The organism is Alteraurantiacibacter aestuarii, from assembly GCF_009827405.1.
GTDB classification, from domain to species: Bacteria; Pseudomonadota; Alphaproteobacteria; order Sphingomonadales; family Sphingomonadaceae; genus Alteraurantiacibacter; species Alteraurantiacibacter aestuarii.
This window is the reverse complement of record NZ_WTYY01000001.1, coordinates 72674-97747: the sequence shown is the minus strand read 5'-3', so window position 1 is coordinate 97747 and position 25074 is coordinate 72674. Positions and strand designations below refer to the sequence as shown.

18 protein-coding genes are annotated in these 25074 nt (G+C 61.7%); 12 read left to right on the top strand and 6 right to left on the bottom strand.

Going from position 1 to position 25074, the window contains the following annotated elements:
* Nucleotides 1-165 precede the first annotated feature (165 nt).
* The 4 genes from GRI32_RS00475 to rpoB all read right to left on the bottom strand — a co-directional run bounded on the left by GRI32_RS00475 (nucleotide 166) and on the right by rpoB (nucleotide 11471).
* Nucleotides 166-1530: a glutamate--tRNA ligase gene (locus tag GRI32_RS00475; RefSeq protein WP_160589178.1), complete on the bottom strand. Its 1365-nt coding sequence runs from the start codon at nucleotides 1528-1530 to the stop codon at nucleotides 166-168.
* 36 nt (nucleotides 1531-1566) lie between these two features.
* Entirely contained in the window at nucleotides 1567-2679 is a 1113-nt protein-coding gene (locus GRI32_RS00470) for an NADH:flavin oxidoreductase (RefSeq protein WP_160589177.1), read from the bottom strand.
* A 211-nt stretch (nucleotides 2680-2890) separates the two neighbouring features.
* Complete coding sequence (gene rpoC, locus GRI32_RS00465) at nucleotides 2891-7207, bottom strand: DNA-directed RNA polymerase subunit beta' (protein WP_160589176.1); 4317 nt, start codon at nucleotides 7205-7207, stop codon at nucleotides 2891-2893.
* 85 nt (nucleotides 7208-7292) lie between these two features.
* Nucleotides 7293-11471 carry a DNA-directed RNA polymerase subunit beta gene (rpoB, locus tag GRI32_RS00460; RefSeq protein WP_160589175.1) on the bottom strand — a complete coding sequence of 1393 codons (4179 nt, stop codon included), beginning with the start codon at nucleotides 11469-11471 and terminating at the stop codon, nucleotides 7293-7295.
* Between the two features lie 682 nt (nucleotides 11472-12153).
* On the opposite strand from rpoB, the gene GRI32_RS00455 reads away from it, so the two are divergent.
* The 6 genes from GRI32_RS00455 to GRI32_RS00430 all read left to right on the top strand — a co-directional run bounded on the left by GRI32_RS00455 (nucleotide 12154) and on the right by GRI32_RS00430 (nucleotide 15086).
* On the top strand, nucleotides 12154-12291 hold the full coding sequence (locus GRI32_RS00455) for a hypothetical protein (RefSeq protein WP_160589174.1): 138 nt from the start codon (nucleotides 12154-12156) through the stop codon (nucleotides 12289-12291).
* 11 nt (nucleotides 12292-12302) lie between these two features.
* Nucleotides 12303-12836 carry a DUF2975 domain-containing protein gene (locus GRI32_RS00450; RefSeq protein WP_160589173.1) on the top strand — a complete coding sequence of 178 codons (534 nt, stop codon included), beginning with the start codon at nucleotides 12303-12305 and terminating at the stop codon, nucleotides 12834-12836.
* Nucleotides 12836-13066, top strand: coding sequence for a helix-turn-helix domain-containing protein (locus GRI32_RS00445; protein ID WP_160589172.1), 231 nt, complete (start codon nucleotides 12836-12838; stop codon nucleotides 13064-13066). Before GRI32_RS00450 ends, GRI32_RS00445 begins: the two co-directional genes overlap by 1 nt.
* Before the next feature lie 315 nt (nucleotides 13067-13381).
* Nucleotides 13382-13897 (top strand): 50S ribosomal protein L10, encoded by a 516-nt coding sequence (gene rplJ / locus GRI32_RS00440; protein ID WP_160589542.1) that lies wholly within the window; start codon nucleotides 13382-13384, stop codon nucleotides 13895-13897.
* A gap of 75 nt (nucleotides 13898-13972) precedes the next feature.
* Nucleotides 13973-14350 (top strand): 50S ribosomal protein L7/L12, encoded by a 378-nt coding sequence (gene rplL, locus GRI32_RS00435; RefSeq protein ID WP_160589171.1) that lies wholly within the window; start codon nucleotides 13973-13975, stop codon nucleotides 14348-14350.
* Between the two features lie 172 nt (nucleotides 14351-14522).
* Nucleotides 14523-15086, top strand: coding sequence for an MOSC domain-containing protein (locus GRI32_RS00430; RefSeq protein ID WP_160589170.1), 564 nt, complete (start codon nucleotides 14523-14525; stop codon nucleotides 15084-15086).
* Between the two features lie 17 nt (nucleotides 15087-15103).
* Here the strand turns inward: GRI32_RS00430 and GRI32_RS00425 are convergent, their stop codons facing one another.
* Complete coding sequence (locus GRI32_RS00425; protein WP_237437293.1) at nucleotides 15104-15664, bottom strand: c-type cytochrome; 561 nt, start codon at nucleotides 15662-15664, stop codon at nucleotides 15104-15106.
* A gap of 207 nt (nucleotides 15665-15871) precedes the next feature.
* On the opposite strand from GRI32_RS00425, the gene GRI32_RS00420 reads away from it, so the two are divergent.
* From GRI32_RS00420 to GRI32_RS00400, 5 genes are all read left to right on the top strand, one after another.
* A complete protein-coding gene (locus GRI32_RS00420; protein ID WP_160589169.1) occupies nucleotides 15872-17257 on the top strand; it encodes an MATE family efflux transporter in 1386 nt (461 codons plus the stop codon).
* A gap of 160 nt (nucleotides 17258-17417) precedes the next feature.
* Entirely contained in the window at nucleotides 17418-17705 is a 288-nt protein-coding gene (gene groES / locus GRI32_RS00415) for a co-chaperone GroES (protein ID WP_160589168.1), read from the top strand.
* 52 nt (nucleotides 17706-17757) lie between these two features.
* Complete coding sequence (groL, locus tag GRI32_RS00410; protein WP_160589167.1) at nucleotides 17758-19407, top strand: chaperonin GroEL; 1650 nt, start codon at nucleotides 17758-17760, stop codon at nucleotides 19405-19407.
* A 128-nt stretch (nucleotides 19408-19535) separates the two neighbouring features.
* A complete protein-coding gene (locus GRI32_RS00405; RefSeq protein ID WP_160589166.1) occupies nucleotides 19536-20306 on the top strand; it encodes a class I SAM-dependent methyltransferase in 771 nt (256 codons plus the stop codon).
* Nucleotides 20307-20598: 292 nt separating this feature from the next.
* Nucleotides 20599-21579, top strand: coding sequence for a serine hydrolase (locus GRI32_RS00400; RefSeq protein ID WP_237437292.1), 981 nt, complete (start codon nucleotides 20599-20601; stop codon nucleotides 21577-21579).
* A gap of 147 nt (nucleotides 21580-21726) precedes the next feature.
* Here GRI32_RS00400 and GRI32_RS00395 read toward each other — a convergent pair whose 3' ends face one another.
* Nucleotides 21727-21978: a hypothetical protein gene (locus GRI32_RS00395; protein ID WP_160589164.1), complete on the bottom strand. Its 252-nt coding sequence runs from the start codon at nucleotides 21976-21978 to the stop codon at nucleotides 21727-21729.
* Between the two features lie 216 nt (nucleotides 21979-22194).
* Here GRI32_RS00395 and polA point away from each other — a divergent pair, with 216 nt between their 5' ends.
* On the top strand, nucleotides 22195-25050 hold the full coding sequence (gene polA, locus GRI32_RS00390) for a DNA polymerase I (RefSeq protein WP_160589163.1): 2856 nt from the start codon (nucleotides 22195-22197) through the stop codon (nucleotides 25048-25050).
* Nucleotides 25051-25074: the final 24 nt, after the last annotated feature.

Below are 25074 nucleotides of genomic sequence, written 5' to 3'. Positions count from 1 at the left end.
CCCGAAGTCTGAGTTGTGAGGCCCGAAGTTTTGGTTATGGGATAACATATCATAATGTTGCACTGCAAAATCAAGCGGCATTTATGCTTGTGAGATGAAACACCCCGGTTCTGCGATGAGCCGATTTCTGTGTCCGATTCCGGTCAGGTCCGGAGGTCGCCCGCGCTAGCTGGCCGCCAGTTGCAGGCGCTTTCTTGCCTCTTCCTCGCCGATCAGCGGCAGCAGGCTGGCCATGTCCGGCCCGTGCTCCATGCCGGTCAGCGCCTGGCGCAGCGGCAGGAACAGCGCCTTGCCCTTGCGGCCCGTGCTTTCCTTCAGCGCATTGGTCAGGTCCTTCCACACAGTGTCAGACCAGGTCAGCGCCTGCGCCGCCTGTGCCAGGAACGCCTTGTCCTCATCATCGAAAGCGGGCCGGGTGATCGGCCCGGTGACGATGGCCCACCAAGCCCCGGCATCGCCCACAACTTGCAGATTGGGACGGATCGCCAGCCATGCGACCTCATCCATTCCATCCGGCAGGCGATCGGAGACTGCGGCATAGGGCAGCTGGTGCACGATGGCGGTGTTCACGCGCGCCAGCTCGTCATCATCGAAACGGGCCGGGGCGCGGCCAAATACAGAAAGGTCGAATGAGGCCACCAGCGCCGAACGCTCGGCAATCGGCTCCACCGGCAAAGACGTGCCCAGCCGCGCCAGCAGCGCCACCAGCGCCTGCGGCTCTATATCGCGCTCACGAAACGCATCGCATCCCAGCGAGCCGAGCCGCTTGGACAATTTGCCCTCGCTACCCACCAGCAGTGCCTCATGCGCGAAGCGCGGAAAGGGATCGCCCCCGCTCGTGGCCTTCGCTGAAAATTGTGCAGCATGAAGTGCGGTAAACATCTGTATTTGCACGGCAGTATTGGAAACATGGTCCTCACCGCGCAGCACGTCCGTCACCCCCATGTCGATGTCGTCGACGGCGCTGGGCAGCATGTACAGCCACGATCCATCGGCGCGCCGGATCACCGGGTCGGACAATTGCGCGGGGTCGAATTTCTGCTGTCCGCGAATGCCGTCCACCCAGGTGATCGGCTCATCATGGTCAAGCTTGAAGCGCCAGTGCGGTGCAATGCCCTGTGCCTCCTTTGTGCTGCGCTCTGCCTCGCTCAGCATCAGGGCGCCGCGGTCATAGATCGGCGGCAGGCCGCGCCCCAGCTGGATCTTGCGCTTCAGGTCCAGTTCCTGAGCGGTTTCATAGGCGGGGTAGACCCGCCCGGATGCCTTCAATTTTTCGAATGCCTCATCATACAGCGCCAGCCGCGCCGACTGCCGCTCCTCGCCATCGATATCCAGGCCAAGCCAGACCAGATCGGCGCGGATGGCATCGACATATTCCTCCCGGCTGCGCTCTGCATCGGTATCATCGATACGCAGCAGGAACCGCCCACCGTGCTTGCGGGCGAGCAGCCAGTTATGCAGCGCCGTGCGGATATTGCCGACATGCAGGCGGCCCGTGGGCGAAGGAGCGAAGCGGGTGGTGGTGGTCATGGGGAGCAGGTAGCGCCCTGCCCCCCGCGCCACAAGTCAGACCAGTTCAGCCATCGCCGCCGGATTGAAATCTTCCAGCTCGCCGGTGCGTCCGTCGCGGACCTTGGCCGCCCATGCGGGATCGGACAGAAGTGCGCGGCCAACCGCGATCAGATCGAACTCGCCGCGTTCCATCCGCTCGATCAGCGGGTCCAGCCCTGCCGTTCCCGCCGTCTCTCCCGAGAAGGCGGAGAAGAAGTCCGAAGACAGGCCGACCGAGCCGACACTGATGGTGGGCAGGCCGGTAATCTTCTTGGCCCATCCGGCGAAGTTGAGGCCCTTGTCGCCATCAATTTCCGGAAATTCCGGGTCCCAGAAGCGGCGCTGTGAGCAATGGAAAATGTCGACCCCGGCATCGGCCAGCGGCCGCAACCATTGTTCCATCTCGGCGGGCGTTTCCGCCAGCCGGGCAGAGTAATCCTGCTGCTTCCACTGGCTCAGGCGCAACAGGATCGGATAGTCCGGCCCCACCGCGGCGCGCATGGCGGTAACCACTTCGACGGCAAAGCGCGAACGCTCGGCAATGGTGGCACCGCCATAGCGATCTGCGCGCAGATTGGTGCCTCCCCAGAAGAATTCGTCAATCAGATAGCCATGGGCGCCGTGAATCTCGAACGTGTCGAAGCCCAGGCGCTGGCTGTCTGCGGCGGCACGGGCAAAGGCATCGATGGTATCGGCAATGTCGGCATCGCTCATCGGTTCACCGCGCGGAACGTCCGGTGCGAAGATGCCCGATGGCGTGTCTATCGGGCCTTCATCCGGGTCCTTGCTGGGCGAAGGCGCGCCCCCAACATGCCACAGCTGCGGCCCCATCTTGCCGCCTGCATCGTGCACGGCGTCAATCACGCCCTGCCAGCCCGCCAGTGCCTCGTCGCCATAGAAATGCGGAATGGCGGCCTGATTGCGCGAGGCGGGGCGGTCGATCACCGTGCCTTCCGAAAGGATCAGGCCGACCGCATTTTCCGCGCGCCGCCGGTAATATTCGGCGTTGGCAGGACCGGGAATGCCGCCCGGCGCCATATTGCGCGTCATCGGTGCCATCACGATGCGGTTGGGCAGGGAGAGCTTGGCGGATGTGAAAGGCTGGAACAGGATCGATGCGTCGGTCATGAGCGGGAACTCCGGTGAATCGGGTTGTGCAATGCAACCTAACTGGGGTTTGCCGCCAGCCGATCAAGGTGACTTTGGGGGGCTAAAGAAAGGCTTTGGCTGGCGGCGGTGGCACCAGCGATGAGCACGCAGCAGATGGACGACGGACAAACAAAACCCCGCCGGAATCGCTTCCGGCGGGGCCTGTAGTGATGTCTGTCAGCAATCAGGCTCAGTCTTCGCTGGCTTCGCCTTCATCGGCCTGCACCGGTGCTTCAGCCTCGGCTTCAACCGGAGCTTCGGTGGCGGCCTCAACCTTGACCTCTACCGCGTCGGAAGCGGCTTCGGCTGCGGCTGCAACCTTGGCATCTTCTGCTTCGGAGGCTTCTGCGGCGGCAGCCACATCGGCGGCAACCAGCGCATCCTGCATCTTCTTGTACTGCGCACGAAGCGCGGCATCGCGGCTGTTGGCGGTCACGCGGATACGGTTCATGCCCGCGCCGGTACCGGCGGGGATGAGACGGCCCACGATCACGTTTTCCTTCAGACCGATCAGCGTGTCCTTCTTCCCTTCAACCGCCGCCTGCGTCAGCACGCGGGTGGTTTCCTGGAAGGAAGCGGCAGAGATGAAGCTGCGCGTCTGCAGGCTGGCCTTGGTGATGCCCAGCAGGATCGGCGTGCCTTCTGCCGGCTGCTTGTTGCGGCCGAGCTTGGCATTCGCCTCGTCCATTTCATCACGATCGACCTGCTCACCCGGCAGCAGCGTGGTGTCGCCGCCATTGGTGATTTCAACCTTCTGCAACATCTGGCGAACAATCGTTTCGATGTGCTTGTCGTTGATGCGCACGCCCTGAAGACGATAGACTTCCTGGATCTCGGTCACGAGATATTCGGCCAGCGCTTCCACGCCGAGCACTTCCAGAATGTCATGCGGGTTGGGCGAACCTGAGATGAGCGTATCGCCCTTCTTCACGAAATCGCCTTCCTGCACGTCGATCACCTTGGTCTTGGGGATCAGGTATTCGACTGCATCACCTTCTTCCGGGACAATCGCGATCTTGCGCTTGGCCTTGTAGTCGCGGACGAATTCAACACGGCCACTGATCTTGGCGATCACCGCATTGTCCTTCGGCACGCGCGCTTCGAACAGCTCGGCAACACGCGGCAGACCGCCGGTGATGTCGCGCGTCTTGGCGGCTTCACGCGAAGCACGGGCAAGAATGTCACCCGCCTGGATTTCCTGGCCATCCTCGACAGAAAGCGTGGTGCCCGGTGCCAGCATGTAGCGCTGGGCCTCGGTTTCATCATCGACGCCTTCGTTGAGCAGGGTCATGCGCGGACGCAGGTCTTCCTTCTTGGAACGGCCTGCGGCACGATATTCGGTGACCACGCGCTGAGCGATGCCGGTGGCTTCGTCGACGCGTTCCTCCATGGTCTTGCCTTCGACAAGATCCTGGTACTTCACCACACCCGACTGCTCGGTGATGATCGGCAGCGTGAACGGATCCCACTCTGCCAGACGATCGCCTTCGGATACCTTGGCACCGTCCTCGAACATCAGCACCGTACCATAAGGCACACGGTGGATGGCGCGTTCACGGCCTTCCTTGTCGATCACCACCATCTCACCCGAACGGGCGAGCGACAGGCGGCGGTTCCGCTTGTCGGTGATGGTCGGCATGTCACGGTAGACAACCGTACCGTCGGAGATCGATTCCAGATGGCTGGTTTCGTTCACCTGTGCGGCACCGCCGATGTGGAAGGTACGCATGGTCAGCTGCGTGCCGGGCTCACCGATGGACTGTGCGGCGATAACGCCGACAGCTTCACCGATGTTGACCGGCGTACCGCGAGCAAGGTCACGGCCATAGCAGGTGGCGCAAACGCCCTGGTCGGCTTCGCAAACCAGTGGCGAGCGAATCTTGGCAACCATGGTTTCGGCTGCTTCGATCTCGACCACCATCGGCTCGTCAACCAGTGTACCGGCCTTGACGATCACTTCGCCGGTTGCGGCGTTGACGATATCCTCGGCCAGCGTGCGGCCCAGGATACGCTCACCGATGGAGGCGATGACGCTGCCGCCCTGGACGATGGCGCGCATCTCCAGTGCATTCTGCGTCTTGCAGTCTTCCTGCACGATCACGCAATCCTGCGACACGTCCACCAGTCGGCGGGTCAGGTAACCCGAGTTTGCCGTCTTCAGAGCGGTGTCGGCCAGACCCTTGCGGGCGCCGTGGGTGGAGTTGAAGTATTCAAGGACGGTCAGGCCTTCCTTGAAGTTCGAGATGATCGGCGTTTCGATGATCTCGCCCGAAGGCTTGGCCATCAGGCCGCGCATACCGGCAAGCTGCTTCATCTGCGCTGGCGAACCACGCGCGCCCGAATGGCTCATCATGTAGATCGAGTTGATCGCGGCTTCGCGGCCATGCTCGTCCTTCGGCGTTGCGCGGATCTCGTCCATCATGGCGTTGGCCAGCTGGTCACCGCAACGCGACCATGCATCGATCACCTTGTTGTACTTTTCCTGCTGGGTGATGAAGCCGTCCTGGTACTGCTGCTCGTAATCGGCAACCAGCGCCTTGCTCTCTTCAATCATCGCCTGCTTGGTTTCCGGAATGATCATGTCATCCTTGCCAAACGAGATACCGGCCTTGCACGCGTGCTTGAAGCCCAGCGCCATGATCGCATCGGCGAACAGCACCGTGTCCTTCTGGCCGGTGTGACGATAGACCTGATCGATCACGTCCTCGATCTGCTTCTTGGTCAGCAGCTTGTTGATCACCTCGAAAGGCACGGTGTGCTTCTTGGGCAGGCACTCACCGATCAGCATGCGACCCGGCGTGGTTTCCACGCGCATCATGTAGGTCTTGCCGGCCTCGTCCGTCTGCGGAACGCGGGTGGTGATCTTGGAGTGCAAGGTCACGGCACCAACGTGCAGCGCCTGATGCACCTCGTCGATATCGGACAGGATCTTGCCCTCGCCCGGCTCGCCTTCGCGGTCCATCGAGAGGTAATAGATACCCAGCACCATGTCCTGCGAAGGCACGATGATCGGCTTGCCGTTGGCGGGCGAGAGGATGTTGTTGGTGGACATCATCAGCACGCGCGCTTCCAACTGGGCTTCCAGCGAAAGCGGCACGTGGACGGCCATCTGGTCACCGTCGAAGTCGGCGTTGAAGGCCGAACACACGAGCGGGTGCAGCTGGATCGCCTTGCCTTCGATCAGCACGGGCTCAAACGCCTGGATGCCGAGACGGTGAAGCGTGGGCGCGCGGTTCAGCAGCACCGGATGTTCGCGGATCACCTCGTCGAGGATATCCCAGACTTCCTTGCGCTCCTTCTCGACCCACTTCTTCGCCTGCTTCAGGGTCATCGACAGACCCTTTGCATCGAGGCGCGCGTAGATGAACGGCTTGAACAGTTCGAGCGCCATCTTCTTGGGCAGGCCGCACTGGTGCAGCTTGAGTTCCGGACCGGTCACGATGACCGAACGGCCAGAGTAATCGACGCGCTTGCCCAGAAGGTTCTGGCGGAAGCGGCCCTGCTTGCCCTTGAGCATGTCGGACAGCGACTTCAGCGGACGCTTGTTGGCGCCGGTGATCACGCGGCCACGGCGACCGTTGTCGAACAGGGCGTCGACCGATTCCTGCAGCATGCGCTTTTCGTTACGCACGATGATGTCAGGCGCGCGAAGTTCCATCAGGCGCTTCAGGCGGTTGTTGCGGTTGATCACGCGGCGATACAGATCGTTGAGATCGGACGTCGCGAAACGGCCACCATCCAGCGGCACCAGCGGGCGCAGCTCTGGCGGGATCACGGGCACGACTTCCAGGATCATCCATTCCGGACGGTTGCCCGAATCGATGAAGCTTTCGACGACCTTGAGGCGCTTGATGATCTTCTTGGGCTTGAGCGTGGACTTGGTGGTTGCCAGGTCTTCCAGCAGATCGTCACGTTCCTGCTCCAGATCGAGATCCATGAGCATGATCTTCACCGCTTCGGCACCGATGCCGGCAGTGAAGGCATCTTCGCCATATTCGTCCTGCGCTTCGAGCAGTTCGTCCTCGGTCAGCAGCTGGAACTTCTCCAGCGGCGTCAGGCCGGGTTCGGTGACGATGTAGCTTTCGAAATACAGCACGCGCTCAAGCTGCTTGAGCTGCATGTCGAGCAGCAGGCCGATGCGCGAAGGCAGCGACTTGAGGAACCAGATATGCGCAACCGGCGCGGCCAGTTCGATATGGCCCATACGCTCGCGGCGAACCTTGGTGACGGTGACTTCAACGCCGCACTTTTCGCAGACGACGCCCTTGTACTTCATGCGCTTGTACTTGCCGCACAGGCACTCGTAATCCTTCACCGGGCCAAAGATGCGCGCGCAGAACAACCCGTCACGCTCTGGCTTGAACGTGCGGTAGTTGATGGTCTCGGGCTTCTTGATCTCGCCGAAGGACCACGACCGGATGCGCTCTGGCGAGGCAATGCCGATCTGGATCTGGTCAAAGGTTTCCGGCTTGGCCAGCTGATTGGTGAATTTCGTAAGTTCGTTCATTTTTCAAATCCCTTGAGGGAAAAGTTCCAGGGGCGAGAGGAGGCGGGCGGCTTTGCCGGTTTCCCGGTGGCCGCCCGTGCCCCTGTTATTCAGCCGCGATCGAGAGGCCGTCCGCATCGTCATCGCCATCTGTCAGCGATGAGAGTTCGACGTTGAGGCCCAGCGAGCGCATTTCCTTGACGAGCACGTTGAAGCTTTCCGGAATGCCGGCCTCGAACGTATCGTCACCCTTGACGATCGCTTCGTAGACCTTGGTGCGGCCGACCACGTCGTCCGATTTCACCGTCAGCATTTCCTGCAAGGTATAGGCAGCGCCATATGCCTGCAGGGCCCAGACTTCCATTTCGCCGAAACGCTGGCCACCGAACTGCGCCTTACCACCCAGCGGCTGCTGGGTAACGAGCGAGTACGGGCCGATCGAACGGGCGTGGATCTTGTCGTCAACAAGGTGGTGCAGCTTGAGCATGTAGATGTAGCCCACTGTTACCTTGCGGTCGAACACTTCACCGGTACGGCCATCATACAGATCGACCTGACCGGAGCTGTCGAAGCCGGCCTTGATCAGCATGTCGGTGACATCCTGCTCCTTGGCACCATCGAACACCGGAGTGCCCATCGGCACGCCGTTCTTCAGATTGGTTGCCAGTTCGACAACTTCCTCCACCGAACGGCCTTCGATATCGTCATGATAGCGCTCGCCGTAAACGTCCTTGAGCTTCTCGACCACGGCCTCTGGCGGCTTGGCGGTCAGCGGATCGGGATTGGCTTCACGCCATTCCTCCAGCGCCCGCGTTACCTGCTGGCCAAGACCGCGCGCAGCGAGGCCCAGATGGGTCTCGAAGATCTGCCCCACGTTCATGCGCGAAGGCACGCCCAGCGGGTTGAGCACGATATCGACCGGCGTACCGTCGGCCATGAAAGGCATATCCTCGGCGGGCAGGATGCGAGAGATCACACCCTTGTTGCCGTGACGGCCGGCCATCTTGTCGCCCGGCTGCAGCTTGCGCTTCACCGCCACGAACACCTTGACCATCTTGAGCACGCCAGGAGCCAGCTCATCACCGCGTTCGAGCTTCTCCTTGCGGTCCTCGAACTTGTCCTTGATGGCCTTGACCGCCTCGTCATACTGGGACTTCACAGCCTCCAGCTGCGCCTGCATGTTGTCATCGGCAACTGCGAACTTGAACCATTCGTAGCGCTCGATGGATTCGAGCAGGTCGGCGTCGATCTTCACACCCTTCTTCACGCCCTTGGGAGCAGCGGAGACCGTCTGCCCGTCAAGCATTTCGGCAAGGCGGTTGTAGGTTGCGCGGTTGAGGATGTTGCGCTCGTCCTCGCTATCCTTCTTGAGGCGTTCGATTTCCTCGTTCTGGATGGCGCGGGTACGATCGTCGATCTCGATACCGTGACGGTTGAACACGCGCACTTCGACCACGGTGCCGGCCACGCCCGGCGGCAGGCGCAGCGAGGTATCGCGTACGTCCGATGCCTTTTCGCCAAAGATGGCGCGCAGCAGCTTTTCTTCCGGGGTCATCGGGCTTTCGCCCTTTGGCGTGATCTTGCCGCACAGGATATCGCCCGGATGCACTTCGGCACCGATGTAGACGATGCCCGCCTCGTCGAGGCTGCGCAGGGCTTCCTCACCGACGTTGGGAATGTCGCGGGTGATGTCCTCCGGACCAAGCTTGGTATCGCGGGCCATGACTTCGAATTCCTCGATATGGATCGAGGTGAAGACGTCATCCTTCACGATGCGTTCGGAAATGAGGATACTGTCCTCATAGTTGTAGCCGTTCCAGGGCATGAAGGCGACGAGGCTGTTCTTGCCCAGTGCCAGCTCACCCAGATCGGTGGAGGGGCCATCGGCGATGATGTCGCCCTTCTCCACCACTTCGCCTACCTTCACCAGCGGACGCTGGTTGATGCAGGTGTTCTGGTTGGAGCGCTGGAACTTCTGCAGCGAGTAGATGTCCACGCCGGGGTTGCCGGCGTCCACATCACCCGATGCACGGATCACGATGCGCGTGGCGTCGACCTGATCGATCACGCCGGCGCGGATGGCGGAAATGGCCGCACCCGAATCGCGGGCCACGGTCTCTTCCATGCCGGTACCGACGAAAGGCGCTTCAGCCTTTACCAGCGGCACAGCCTGACGCTGCATGTTCGACCCCATCAACGCGCGGTTGGCGTCATCGTTTTCCAGGAACGGGATCAGCGATGCGGCAACCGACACCAGCTGCTTGGGCGAAACGTCCATCAGGGTAACCTGCGCGGACGGGCTCATCACGAACTCGCCGTTCTGGCGCGCCGAGATCAGGTCCTCGATGAACTTGCCGTTCTCGTCGATGTCAGCCGAAGCCTGCGCCACTGTGTGCTTCTGCTCTTCCATTGCGGAAAGGTAGCGCACTTCGCCCGACACCACGCCATCGGAGACGAGGCGATAGGGCGTTTCGATGAAGCCATACTTGTTCACGCGGGCGAAGGTCGACAGCGAGTTGATCAGGCCGATGTTCGGGCCTTCCGGCGTTTCAATCGGGCAGATACGGCCATAGTGGGTGGGATGAACGTCGCGCACTTCAAAGCCCGCGCGCTCACGCGTCAGGCCGCCCGGCCCGAGTGCCGAAACGCGGCGCTTGTGGGTCACTTCGGACAGCGGATTGGTCTGATCCATGAACTGCGACAGCTGGCTGGAGCCGAAGAATTCGCGCACTGCGGCAACAGCCGGCTTGGCGTTGATCAGGTCGTTCGGCATCACGGTCGACACGTCTACGCTGGACATGCGTTCCTTGACCGCACGTTCCATGCGCAGCAGGCCGACGCGGTACTGGTTTTCCAGCAGCTCGCCCACCGAACGCACACGGCGGTTGCCGAGGTTATCGATATCGTCGACTTCGCCCTTGCCGTCCTTCAGGTCGACCAGTTCCTTGACCACGGCCAGGATGTCTTCCTTGCGCAGCGTGGTCACGGTGTCCTCGGCATCGAGGCCAAGGCGCATGTTCAGCTTCACGCGGCCAACGGCAGAAAGGTCATAACGCTCGCTGTCGAAGAACAGGCCTTCGAACAGGGCTTCTGCAGTTTCCTTCGTCGGCGGCTCGCCGGGACGCATCACCTTGTAGATGGCTTCCAGGCCTTCTTCGCGGTTCTCCGACTTGTCGGCTTTCAGCGTGTTGCGCATCCAGGCGCCGGTGGAAACGTGATCGATATCGAGCAGGTCGAGCTGGTCGATACCGGCAGCGTCGATCTTTTCCAGGTTCTCCGGAGAAACCTCGTCACCCGCTTCGATGTAGATGCGGCCGGTGGTCTCGTCGATCAGGTCCACGCTGGCATAACGGCCGAAAATTTCCTCGGTCGGGATCAGCAGGGTCTTGAGGCCATCCTTTTCCGCCTTGTTGGCGGCGCGCGGAGAGACCTTCTGGCCAGCGGGGAAGATTTCCTCGCCGGTCTTGGCGTCAACCAGTGCAAAGGCGGGCTTCTGGCCGCGCCATGCTTCGGGCACGAAAGGAATTTCCCAGCCTTCGCCAACCTTGCCCGAAACGCGCTTCCACGTGACCTTGTCATAGAAGTGATCGAGGATCGCTTCTTCATCCAGGCCCAGGGCGTACAGCAGCGAGGTAACCGGCAGCTTGCGCTTGCGGTCGATACGCACGTTGACGATGTCCTTGGCGTCGAATTCGAAATCGAGCCACGAACCGCGATAGGGGATCACGCGGGCGGCAAACAGGAACTTGCCGCTGGAATGGGTCTTGCCGCGGTCATGGTCGAACAGCACACCGGGCGAACGGTGCATCTGGCTGACGATAACGCGTTCTGTACCATTGATGCAGAAGGTGCCGTTCTCGGTCATGAGCGGCATATCGCCCATGTACACGTCCTGCTCCTTGATATCGAGCACGGAGCGGGTTTCGGTCTCCTGATCGACTTCGAACACGATCAGGCGCAGCGTGACCTTCATCGGGGCGGCATAGGTGATGCCGCGCTGGCGACACTCGGTGGTGTCGTACTTGGGGTCTTCCAGTTCGTAATGAACGAAGTCGAGCTCGGCAGAACCGGCGAAGTCGCGAATCGGGAACACCGAACGCAGCGTCTTCTCAAGGCCCGAGACATAGTCGATCTTGGGATCGGAGCGGAGGAACTGCTCATAGCTCTCACGCTGCACCTCGATCAGGTTCGGCATCTGCACCACTTCGTGGATGTCGCCGAAAATCTTGCGGATGCGCTTCTTCTTGGTGCCGGTCGCAACCGGTGCCTTCGACTTGCTCGCCATAGGAGGAATATGCCTCTTGCCTTGGGCCGGACCGAGATGGTTCCGGCGGAATTTCTGTGCAGACGGGAGGAGCCGTGAGACGCGCAAAAAGCCGTAGTCACCGGGCGCCCCTTGGGGAGCCGGACCACAGCCTTGACTAATCATCTCACGGAAACCGGGCTTCCTTCCCTGGCGTGCCCCCGCGTATGGCGCGCCTTGCTCGAAGCTGTCCGGTTGGCTTGCTACATAGGTAACGGGGGTGCGTGAGTCAAACATTGCCTTCTTTGCGCACGCCCGGATGGGCGTGCTTGTTTGTTTTCCGCACGCCCATCCGGGCGCGCGTCCTCGCCGCTATTCCCTTCGTTTCGCTTTGCTCCACTGCGGGGCGGCTGCGGGCGGCCTTTGGCCTTGCGGTCGGCTGGTCGCCGACCGAGCCAGAGCGATACGGAAATGGCCGGGAATGGTTCGGGCTGCGACCAGCAGCCCGCAAGCGCGAACGCGCGCCGGGCGTTAGCCCGAAAGCCTGAGGCCCCGGATGGGGCCGCCGGCGTTTGAGGCCAAACAAACAAATCCGAATGCGCGTGCGGAAAACAAACAACCCCCCACCCCAATCCCCTACATATCGTTTATCGATATTATCGATTGACAATAAATCCGACTCGCCTTATTGAATATCGATATCGACCATATTGGAGAACGATCAATGACACGTATTTTTAAGAACGGCCTCGCCGCGATTGCCGCCATCGCCCTGTTCGCGGGAAGCTTTGGTGCGGTGATCAATATCCCCGCCGATCCGGTCCTTTCGGGCGTTTCGGTATCCGCGCCCACTATCGCCTGAAGGAGGCAGACATGAACAAGCTTACAACAGACCCGCTGATGGGATCGGCCCGCATCCTGCTGGTGATCCTGATCGGCCTGACCATTCTTGGAATGGCCTTGCTTGCCATCGTCGCGGGCGCTTTGCCTACCGTGCTGCGTGAGCAGGCCATTATCTCGCTGACAGAGGTCGGTGCGCCCGCCAGTGCAATCTGGGCGCTTGTTGCGGCCGTCGTCATGCTGGTTGGCCTGCTGTTCCTGGCCTACCGGTTCTTTCGTGAGCTCTATGCGATCGTGGCGACCGTCAATGAAGGCGACCCCTTCCAGCCCGAGAACGGCAATCGCCTGGCAAAGATGGGCTGGCTGGCTCTGGCGGCGCAGATATTGGGCGTACCGATCATGATAATTGGCGGCTGGTTCAGCCAATTCACCCCGGAGGATGGCAGCGTCGATTTGAACGTGGGAATTTCCGGCGGAGGAATATTGCTGGTGCTGACCCTGTTCATCCTCGCCCGGGTGTTCCGCAAAGGCGCAGAAATGCGCGAAGAGCTGGAAGGAGTGGTCTGATGCCGATCAACGTAAGACTGGACGACCTGCTGCACGAACGCCGCATGACGCTGACCGAACTGGCCGAACGTGTGGGTCTGACACTGGCCAATCTCTCGATCCTGAAAACCGGCAAGGCCAAGGCGATGCGCTTTTCCACGCTGGAGGCCATCTGCCGCGAGCTGGAATGCCAGCCGGGTGACCTGCTGGGCTATGAAGAGAAGCGCACAGACGGAGTGGTTGACGCCTAAATGGCTTGACTCATCCACCCCGAAAGCTAAAGGCCCGCCCTCGACCGGCGGGTCTTTTTGCTTTGGCAGGAAGTTTGCCGGTCATCCGTCCGAGACAGTTGGTGGAGGCAATTGGGCCTTCTTAATTTCCAGCCTAGACGGGGACAGAGATTTCCGGCGATGCCATTTGCGTATCGCCCTTGTGCTGCCACTTGCTGGTTCGCACGCCTCCTTCCCCCTCAACGGACTCGCCCGTGTCGCATGTGCGGCATGGACAAACATGAGCCGGTCGCGCGGGTTTTCAAAACCATCGCGGCCATAGTGAAGGAGTACGGCATGGATCGTTCGCAAAAAACCGATGCGGTCGCTCAGCTGAATGCAGTCTTCAACGAGGTTAGCGTGGTGGTTGTCACCCGTAATCTCGGCCTGACGGTGGACCAGTCCACCGCCTTGCGCACGAAGATGCGTGACGCCGGTGCGTCCTACAAGGTTGCGAAGAACCGCCTCGCCAAGCTCGCCCTCAAGGATACCGATTACGTCGGCCTGGAAGAATTTCTCTCCGGTCCGACCGCACTGGCCTGGTCTGTTGACCCGGTCGCGGCCGCCAAGGCCGCTGTCGATTTCGCGAAAACGAACGACAAGCTGGAAATCGTCGGTGGTTCCATGGGGACGGTGGTGCTCGACGAAGCAGGGATCAGGGCGCTTGCCTCGATGCCTTCTCTCGACGAGCTGCGTGGCAAGATCGTGGGTCTCATCAACGCCCCGGCAACGAAAATTGCCCAGGTTGTCAATGCGCCCGCGGCCAAGCTTGCACGTGTATTCGGGGCCTATGCGGCCAAGGACGCAGCGTAAGCGGTTTAACGCATCAGCGAATTACCCGGACGCACAACGCATCCGGACCAGTCAATTTTATTGGAGTGAAGCACAATGGCCGATATTGCCAAGCTTGTAGAAGACCTGTCGCAGCTCACCGTTATGGAAGCTGCCGAACTCGCCAAGGCGCTTGAAGAAGCGTGGGGCGTTTCCGCCGCTGCAGCTGTTGCTGTTGCTGGCCCTGCAGCTGGTGGCGGCGATGCCGCTGCTGCTGAAGAGCAGACCGAATTCGACGTCATCCTGACGGGCGACGGTGGCAAGAAGATCCAGGTGATCAAGGAAGTCCGCGCCATTACCGGCCTGGGTCTGACCGAAGCCAAGGGTCTTGTTGAAAGCGCGCCGAAGCCGCTGAAGGAAGGCGTCAACAAGGCTGAAGCCGAAGAAATCAAGGGCAAGATTGAAGCAGCCGGCGGCACCGTCGAACTGAAGTAATCTGGTCCTGCCATTTCGGCAGACAAGAACAGGACAAGGGCGGTGCTTCCATCTGGAGGCGCCGCCCTTTTCTTTTGCGCCGCATTTGCTTGCGCCAGATTGCGCCGGTCGGCGTGCAAGGCACAGCTTTCGCTTGCTCACGCCGATATTGCGCGGCACCTGAGGCGGTGCGATGGCGGATGAAAGTGGCAATAGCGGCGCAGAAGTGGTGGCAGTGGCCGCCAGCATCGACCATCGTTTTTCCAAGCAGGCCGCGCCCGGCATCACCATTATCGCCGGTCTGGGCGTGCAGGGCGATGCCCATGCCGGAGAGCGGGTTCAGCACCGCTCTCGCGTGGCGGCCAATCCGGACCAGCCCAATCTGCGCCAGCTCCACCTGATCCACGCGGAATTGTTCGACTGGCTGGAGACTCATGGCTTTGCCATCGGGCCGGGAATGCTGGGCGAGAATATAGCCACGCGCGGTATCGCCCTGCTGGACCTGCCGCTGGGAACATTGCTGCACATTGGCGATGATGTTGTGCTGGAGGTGACGGGCCTGCGCAATCCCTGTGCCCAGATCGAAGCTTTCCGCCCCGGCCTGCTAAGTCATCTTGCGCGCAAGCAGCCGGACGGAGCGATCGAACGCCTGGCCGGGATCATGTGCGTCGCCATTGCAGGCGGGACGGTACAGCCCGGCGACGCGATCGTCACCGGGCTGCCCGAAAAGCCTCACATGAAGCTGGGGCCGGTGTGACCCGGCCTGCCCGCGCCTTACTTGGTCTTCAGATAAGCGATAATCGCCGAGCGATCGGCGGCGGGAATACCCGGCAGCGCCATGGTGGTGCCCGGAACAACGCCAGCCGGATCACCCAGATAGCGTTGCAGAGTCGCTTCGTTCCACGTCAGGCCTGCTTCGCGCATGGCCGGGCTGTAGGAGAAGCCGGCAACGCTGCCCGAACGGCGGCCGACAACACCCGCGAGCGAGGGACCGATACCGCTCTTGCCGGGCTCCACCGAGTGGCAAATGGCGCATTGCGTGAATGCTGCGGGCGCAGCCATCGCCACGGCCGGCGCAGGTGCCACGGCGGCAGAAGGCGTGGGGGTTGGCGTGGCGCTCGGCTCGGCAGCAGGTTCTTCTGCGCCGTCTTCGGCTTCACCGTCCGCGACTTCACCGGCCATGTCGCCTTCGCCTTCAACGGCGGCGAGTTCATCCTGGGTCACGACTTCCGCGGCGTCGTCACCGGCGGATGCTTCGTCCTGATCGGGCGAGGAGCAGGCGGCAAGCGCCAGACAGAGAGCCGAAGCGGTGACAAGACTACGATAGTTGCGCATGGAATTCCCATTCCTGTTTGAAATACGAAGCCCGCTCCTATCGCCAGTGCACGGCCATCCGCAAGTACCAACGCACGAACACGTGCCAACGCCCGGATTTGTGTCCAAGCTGCCGCAGTGAAGTGGTAAATTTCATCTGCAACCGGTTCGGCGCTTTCGTCCTGCTGGCCGCCCGCCTATCCGGGCCGGCTTTTTGCAAGACACGCCATGAGACCCATTGCTCACCCCGAACCGCTCGGCTGGAAGGCCGAATGCATCGAGACCCTGCGCATCGCGGGGCCGCTGGCGCTCGCCAATCTGCTGCAGATGCTGACCTATGCGATCGACGTGGTGTTCATTGCCCGGCTGGGCGCGGCGGAGCTGGCCGCGGCATCGCTGTCGGTTTCCATGTTCGGCCTGCTGGTGTGGGCGTTGCAGGGGCTGACAGGATCGGTCGCCCCGGTAGCGGCGGCAGAGCTGGGCGCACGCGCACCCGCCCTGCGCCCGATCAGGCGCGCTGTGCGCATGGCCATGTGGCTGGCCGTGGCGGGCGGCGTGGCGGTCATGATAATGTGTGCGCAGGCAGAACGCTTCATGCTGCTGACAGGGCAGGACGCCCATATTGCCGCGCTTGCGGGCGATTACATGGCCGTGCTGATCTGGGCCGTGGTGCCGATGGTCATGTCCGGCGTGATGCGCAATTTCGTCTCCACGCTGGGCCGGCCGATCTTTGCCACCCTGATCACCGCGCTGGGCATTTTCGTGAATGCGCTGGGCAATTACGCGCTGATCTTCGGCAATCTGGGCGCCCCTGCGCTGGGCCTGGAGGGTGCGGCGATTGCCACGGTCATCACCTCGCTGGCGATCCTTGCAGCCTATGTGATTGCGATCAGGATCGATCCGCGCCTGCACCGCTATCACGTGTTCGGCTTCTTCTGGCGGCCGGACTGGAAGCGGCTGATGGAGCTGGTGCGCATCGGCACGCCGATTGCCCTGACTATCGTGGCCGAGGCCGGTGTGTTTGGCGGCGCCGCCTTCCTGATGGGGCTGATCGGCGCGCAGCAACTGGCCGCCCATGCGCTGGCCATGCAGATCGCCGCCATGGCGTTCCAGGTTCCGCAGGGCGTGGGGCAGGCGACGACCATCAGGGTCGGCTATTATGCCGGCGCGCGCGAGAATACCGGCGTGCGCCGCGCCGGCTGGGCTGGCATCGCCATGGGCACGTGCTTCATGGTGCTGACCGCATCGGCCATGCTGCTGGTGCCCGAATATCTGCTGATCATCTATATCGACCCTTTCAGTGCCGAGAATGCGGCGCTGGTCGGCTTTGCCACCTCGTTCCTGGTGGTGGGCGCCTGCTTCCAGCTGTTCGATGGATTGCAGGTTGTGGCGCTGGGTGCGCTGCGCGGCCTGAAGGACACGCGCGTGCCGATGTGGATCGCGCTGTTCTCCTACTGGGTGCCCGGATACGGGCTGGCGATCGGGCTGGGCTTCTTTACCCCGCTTGGCGGCGTGGGCGTGTGGATCGGCCTGGCCGCCGGACTTGTCTTCGCATCGGGCCTGTTGCTGCGCCGCTGGCATCAGCGCGAAGTGCTCGGTCTGATCTCGCGCTGATCTCAACGCGCCGGGCTCAACACGCTGGCTCGATTCAAAAAAATGTCCCCGGCGGTGGTTGACGGTGCTGCCCGGCCCAACCATATGCGACCCCGTTGGCACTCTTGATAGGAGAGTGCCAAGAGAAACAACCATTCAATCCAAGGAAGAGGTCATCACTATGGCATTCCGTCCGTTGCACGACCGCGTTCTGGTTCGTCGTATCGAAGCAGAAGAGAAGACCGCTGGCGGCATTATCATCCCCGACAGCGCCAAGGAAAAGCCCAGCGAAGGCGAAGTCGTCGCCGTTGGCACCGGCTCCAGGGCCGAAGACGGCACCGTCACCCCGCTCGACGTCAAGGCTGGCGACCGCGTGCTGTTCGGCAAGTGGTCCGGCACCGAGGTCAAGCTGGATGGCGAAGACCTGCTGATCATGAAGGAAAGCGACATCATGGGCGTGCTCGGCTGATCGCCGCCATTCCCCGCTTACCTTGTAAACAACCCAATTCAGGAGAAACATCATGGCTGCCAAGGACGTAAAGTTCGGCCGCGACGCGCGCGAACGCATTCTCAAGGGCGTTGATACGCTCGCCAATGCCGTAAAGGTTACGCTCGGCCCCAAGGGCCGCAACGTCGTGATCGACAAGAGCTTCGGCGCACCGCGCATCACCAAGGACGGCGTTACCGTCGCCAAGGAAATCGAGCTCAAGGACAAGTTCGAGAACATGGGCGCACAGATGCTGCGCGAAGTGGCTTCCAAGGCCAATGACGCTGCTGGCGATGGCACCACCACCGCCACCGTGCTGGCTCAGGCCATCGTGCGTGAAGGCATGACTGCGGTTGCCGCGGGCATGAACCCGATGGACCTCAAGCGCGGCATCGATCTCGCCGTGCTCAAGGTTGTCGAAAACCTCAAGAGCCGTTCGAAGGAAGTCTCCGGCTCCTCCGAAATCGCCCAGGTCGGCATCATCTCCGCCAATGGCGACCGCGAAGTAGGCGAGAAGATCGCCGAAGCGATGGAGAAGGTCGGCAAGGAAGGCGTGATCACCGTCGACGAATCCAAGGGCCTCGAATTCGAGCTCGAAGTTGTCGAAGGCATGCAGTTCGATCGCGGCTATCTGTCGCCCTACTTCGTCACTAATCCTGAGAAGATGACGGTTGAACTGGATAACCCCTACATCCTGATCCACGAAAAGAAGCTGTCCAACCTGCAGCCGATGCTGCCGGTTCTGGAAGCCGTGGTGCAGGCCGGGCGTCCGCTGCTGATCATTGCCGAAGACATCGAAGGCGAAGCTCTCGCTACGCTGGTGGTCAACAAGCTGCGTGGCGGCCTGAAGATCGCTGCCGTGAAGGCTCCCGGCTTTGGCGATCGCCGCAAGGCAATGCTGCAGGATATCTCCATCCTGACGAAGGGTGAGATGATCTCCGAAGACCTCGGCATCAAGCTGGAAAGCGTTACGCTGGGCATGCTGGGTGAAGCCAAGACCGTCACCATCGACAAGGACAACACCACCATCGTTGATGGCGCCGGTGCTCCTGCCGATATCAAGGCCCGGGTCGAGCAGATCCGCGCCCAGATCGAGACCACCACGTCCGATTACGACAAGGAAAAGCTGCAGGAACGTCTGGCCAAGCTGGCCGGCGGTGTTGCCGTGATCAAGGTCGGCGGCGCGTCTGAAGTCGAAGTGAAGGAACGCAAGGACCGCGTCGATGATGCGCTCCACGCTACCCGCGCTGCGGTTGAAGAAGGCATCGTCCCCGGTGGCGGTACGGCTCTGCTGTATGCCACCAAAGCACTGGAAGGCCTGAAGGGCGATAATGACGACCAGACCCGCGGTATCGATATCGTGCGCAAGGCGATCCTCGCCCCGATCCGTCAGATTGCGTCGAATGCGGGCCATGATGGCGCCGTGGTTTCGGGCAACCTCCTGCGTGAAGGTGACGAAACGCAGGGCTTCAACGCGGCAACCGACGTGTATGAGAACCTGGTGGCTGCCGGCGTGATCGATCCGACCAAGGTCGTTCGCATCGCGCTGCAGGATGCAGCTTCTGTATCCGGCCTGCTGATCACCACCGAAGCGGCCATTTCCGAAGTCCCTGAGGACAAGGGTGCCGGTGGCGGCATGCCCGATATGGGCGGAATGGGCGGAATGGGCGGCATGGGCTTCTAAGCCCTGTCACCATACAAACACCGAAACGGGGCCGGGGGAGAGATCCTTCGGCCCTTTTTTCATGCCGATTGCGCATTGGGTGCTTTGCGCTAGTCTGCGCCCCAATAATAATGTGGGGAGAGACAGACATGCGCAAGATCATAGCATTGGCACTGGCCGCCAGCCTTATGGCCGGCTGCACCCAGGAAGCCCCGGTTGAGGCCGAACCGGAATATTCGGCGCATCAGTATAATTCCGCCATCGTCGACATTGCCCGGCCCGATGCCGACAAGGAACGCGATGCCGCCCGCAAGCCGGGTGAACTGCTCGCCTTTGCGCAGATCGATCGCGGCGACGTGGTGGGCGATTACATCATGGGCGGCGGCTATGTGACACGGCTGCTGGCCATGTCCGTTGGCAGCGAAGGCAAGGTCTATGCCTTCCAGCCTGCCGAGTTCATCGCCTATCGCCCGGAATATGCGACCGAGCAGGATGCGGCGGTAGAGCCTTATCCCGATCAGGTGGTGGCATTGCGCGGCCCGATTGCGGAACCGGCTTTCCCGGAACCGCTCGACACCATCATCACGGTGATGAACCTGCATGACCTGTTCATTTCGCAAATGCCCGAAGGCACCGCTGAAAAGGCGATTGCGGCGCTTTATGCCGCGCTCAAGCCCGGCGGATCGCTGATCGTGGTGGACCACCTGGCCGCGCAGGGCGGCGGAGTGGAAGCAGCGGACACACTGCACCGGATGGATGCCGACCTTGCGCTGAACGCGCTGACCGCCGCCGGCTTTGTGCTGGAGGAGGAAAGCGACCTCTATTCGCGCCCCGAAGACCCGCGTGATGCCAATGTGTTCGACGAGTCGATTCGCGGCCAGACGGATCAATTGATGTGGCGCCTGCGCAAGCCGGCGTGATCGTCAAAGGCCTGACCGTGAAAGGCCCGATCGTGAAAGCGCAGTTCGCGGGCGCACTTATCCGCTCCGTTCGGTTCCCTGGCAGGGCCGGACGGAACAGATTCGCGAGCATTCAAGCCCCTAATTCATGAAATCCACGGAATTCTGTTCGTCTGGCCGAACGCAGGAGTCGCTTCGTCGCTAGATCGATTGCCGAAGGCGGTTGCGCCGTTAATCCTTTGCAAAGTGTGTTTTTGATACATTCGGGATCATGAGATTGAAACTGGCAGTCAAATTTCTGACAGCGATCGCAATGGTGGCGGCACCGCTGTCGCCTGCGCTGGCGGACGGGGTCGACCTTGAATCGAATTTCGATTCCTACTTCGGGACCGAACTGCGCGCGCCCCGCGATTATTCGCCGCAATATGCCAATCCGCTTGAACAGCAGATCGCCTCGCTTGCCGATGGCAGCAATGGCCGTATCGGCGTGGCGGCGGTGGACCTTTCAACCGGACAGCGGATTTCAGTGCTGGGGGACCAGCCCTTCCCCATGGCCAGCACCAGCAAGATCGCCATCGCGGCCACATATCTGGACATGGTCGATCAGGGCAAGTTGAGCCTCAGCAGCGAATTTCCGCTGATGCTGGCGGTACGATCCACCCCCTTCTCCACTGCCGCAGCGCCCGTTCGCCAGGGCCAGTACATGCCCGCGATCGAGCTGATAGACCTGATGATCACGCGCAGCTCCAATCCCGCCACCGATGCCCTGCTGGCTGCCGTGGGCGGCGTGGATGCCGTCAACGCCTGGGCGCGCCGCGCGCAGATAGAGGAATTCCGCCTCACCCGCGATATCGCCACGCTGGTGCGCGATGACGGGGAATTCGATCCGGCGGTGCATATTGACCTGCGCGACAGTTCAACCCCGGCGGCGATGGTGGAATTGCTCAGCGGAATTTACCAGGGCCGCTGGCTCACCCCCGCAAGCCGTTCCGTCATCATCGATGCGATGGAACGCTGCCGCACCGGCACCCGCCGCATTCCCGCGCTGATGCCGCAGGACGTAACCGTGGCGCACAAGACCGGATCGCTGAACAACACCTCCAGCGATATCGGCATTCTGACCGCGCCCGATGGCCGGTCCATCGCCGTGGCGATTTATGTCACGGGGCAAGGCAGCCGCAGCAACCGGGAAGCGCGCATCGCTTCCATCGCGCGGGCGATCTATGACGGCTACACCCAGCCGAGCAGGCATTATGCCAACGCCGAATATGGTGAGAGCGCTCCCGGCACCTGAGCAGGGATACGGGTTTCAGGCTCCAGAGGCTGAAAGCTGGACCATAACCGGGGCCGCAACAAAGGCCACAGCCACGCGCACGGCGGGCAAAGAAAAAGGGCGCAGCCTTTCGGCCACGCCCCAATTCAGTTGAACAGTCGCGAAGACTTATTCAGCAGCAGCTTCAACAGCGTCGCCAGCATCTTCCATGGCGGTGTCGACAGCTTCAGCAGCCGTATCAACAGCAGCAGCAGCATCGTCCATAGCGGTGTCAGCGGCTTCGCCCATGGCTTCTACGTTAGCTTCGGCATCGGCCATTGCAGCGTCTGCAACGTCAGCAGATTCATCAGCAGTTTCCGAGCAAGCAACGAGGGTCAAAGCAGCGCCGGCAGCGGCGGCAGCGAGAATGATCTTGCGCATGTATAAATTCCTTACACATCAAAATTACTGGGCCAGGCAAAATTCCCAAACCCAGAGCAGGCCTGATGACCAGCTCGCCGCCTAATTACTGCCACAATTGATCCAGCGCAAGCGGAATATGGCATAAATGGGGCGGAAACATTTCCGGCCCTTCGGCTGAGCGCACACGCCACAAGGGCAATGACCGGCGCGAATTAGGCTGCTAGCACCCGTGTCATGAGCGACAAAAACCATCTCTATCTGGTCGACGGGTCGGCCTATATCTTCCGCGCCTACCACCGTCTGCCGCCGCTCACCAATCCGCAGGGAACGCCTGTGGGCGCAGTCTATGGCTACACCACCATGCTGTGGAAGCTGGCCGAGGATCTGGACAAGGCGGTAGGCCCCACGCATCTGGCCGTCATACTCGACAAGGCGAGCCATTCGTTCCGCAACGATATTTACGATCAGTACAAGGCCAATCGCCCGCCTGCGCCGGAGGATCTGGTGCCGCAATTCCCGCTGATTCGCGATGCCACGCGCGCCTTTTCGCTCCCCTGTATCGAGGAGGAAGGGCTGGAGGCGGACGATATCATCGCCTCATATGCGCGCGCCGCCGCACTTCAGGGTTGGGACGTGACCATTGTTTCCAGCGACAAGGACCTGATGCAGCTGGTCAGCGAAGGCGGCAACGGCACCGGCGCGATCGACATGCTCGATACGATGAAGAACCAGCGGATCGGGCGCGAGGAGGTGATCGAGAAGTTCGGCGTCGGCCCCGAACTGGTGGGCGACGTGCTGGCGCTGATGGGCGATTCGGCAGACAACATCCCCGGCATTTTCGGCGTTGGCCCCAAAACCGCTACCAAGCTGATCCAGGAACATGGCAATCTGACCGCCGCGCTCGACTCAGCCGAGGCCATGAAGACCAGCAAGCTGAAGGAACGCCTGATCGAGCATCGCGCCGATGCGGAGATGAGCCGCATATTGGTGACGCTGAAGGAAGATGCCCCGCTGCCCCAGCCGCTGGAGGAATTCAGGCTGGATGGCGTGCCGAAGGAACCGCTCGCCGCTTTCCTGCAGGACCACGGTTTCACCAGCCTGCTGCGGCGGCTCGATGCCGGAAATGGCAGCCCGTCACGCAGCACCGATCTCAATCCCGCAAAGCAGGACAATGCTGGCGCCGATGCCGCGCCGCAGGGCAACCGGCAGGACATGCCGGAAATGCCCGCGGTGGACCGCGATGCCTATGAATGCGTGCAGACGCTGGACCGGCTGGAACACTGGGTTGCCCGCGCCCTGGCCGCGCGACTGGTGGCGGTGGACACGGAAACCAGCGCACTGGATGCGATCTCCGCCGATCTGGTGGGCATCAGTCTCGCTCTGGGTCCCAATGATGCCTGTTATATCCCGCTGGCCCACGGCGGCACGGACATGTTCGCCGAAAAGCCCGATCAGGTGGAACTCGCCGCCGCCATTGCCGCGCTGAAACCGCTGCTGGAAAGCGATGCGGTGCTCAAGATCGGGCAGAATATCAAATATGACATCAACGTCCTGGCGCGCCACGGCATTGCCGTTGCCCCGGTGGACGATACGATGATCATCAGTTTCGACCTGGACGCAGGCCGGTCTGAAGATGGCATCGGCGGCGGTCACGGCATGGACGAGCTGGCCCAGCGCCACCTTGGCCACAGCTGCCTCAGCTTCAAGGACGTGTGCGGAACCGGCAAGAAACAGATCCCCTTTGGCGAGGTGCCGCTGGAAAAGGCCACGCATTATGCGGCCGAGGATGCGGACGTCACCTGGCGGCTGCACCGTCTGCTCAGGCCACGGCTGGCCATTGAAGGCGGTACGCGTGTGTATGAGCAGGTGGACCGTCCGCTGATCGGCGTGGTGGCCGCAATGGAGCGTGAGGGCATCAAGGTGGACCGCGCCGCGCTGGCCCGCCTGTCCGAACAATTCGCCACCACCACCGCCCGGATCGAAACCGAGATTCATGAAATCGCCGGGCAGGCATTCACCATCGGCAGCCCCAAGCAGCTGGGTGACATCCTGTTCGACAAGCTCGGCTATAAAGGCGGGCGCAAGGGCAAGAGCGGGCAATATTCAACCGATCAGGCAATCCTGGAACGGCTGGCCGGTGAAGGCGCGCCCATCGCCAACAAAGTGCTGGAATATCGCCAGCTGACCAAGCTGAAATCCACCTATACCGATGCGCTGCAGGACAAGATCAACCGCGATACGGGCCGTGTGCACACGTCCTATTCGCTGGTCGGCGCGCAGACCGGGCGGCTGTCCTCCACCGATCCCAACCTGCAGAACATCCCCATTCGCACCGAGATCGGGCGCGAGATCCGCAAGGCCTTCGTGCCCGAAGCCGGCAATGTCCTGCTGGCCGCCGACTACAGCCAGATCGAGCTGCGGCTGGCCGCCCACATGGCCGATGTCGATACGCTGAAGGAAGCTTTTGCCGCGGGCGAGGACATCCATTCCCGCACCGCACGCGAGATGTATGGCGAGGTGACACGCGACACGCGCGCGCAGGCCAAGACCATCAATTTCGCCATCCTCTATGGTATTTCGCGCTGGGGGCTGGCGGGCCGTCTGGGGGTGGAAGCGGATGAGGCGCAGGCGATGATCGACCGCTATTTCGAGCGGTTTCCCGGCATCCAGCGCTATATCGTCCACACGCTGGAGCAGGTGCGGGAGCGTGGGTATTCCGAAACCCTGTTCGGTCGCAAGACGTGGTTCCCGCGCATCAATTCCAAGAACCAGGCGGAGCGGCAGGGCAGTGAGCGCGCCGCCATCAACGCGCCGATCCAGGGCACCAGCGCCGATATCATCAAGCGGGCGATGGCGCGCATGATGCCCGCGCTGCACGATGCGGGCCTGGCACCGAAAGACGGCTCGGGCGTGCGCATGCTGTTGCAGGTGCACGATGAACTGGTGTTCGAGCTGCCCGAAGGCGATGTTGCCGCGGCGGCCCCCGTGATTGAGCGGGTGATGGCCGAAGCCGCCCTGCCATCGGTCATCCTCGATGTCCCGCTGGGGATAGAGATTGGCACCGGGGACAGCTGGGATGCCGCGCATTAAGGCACCGCAAGCCTTGCAACCATG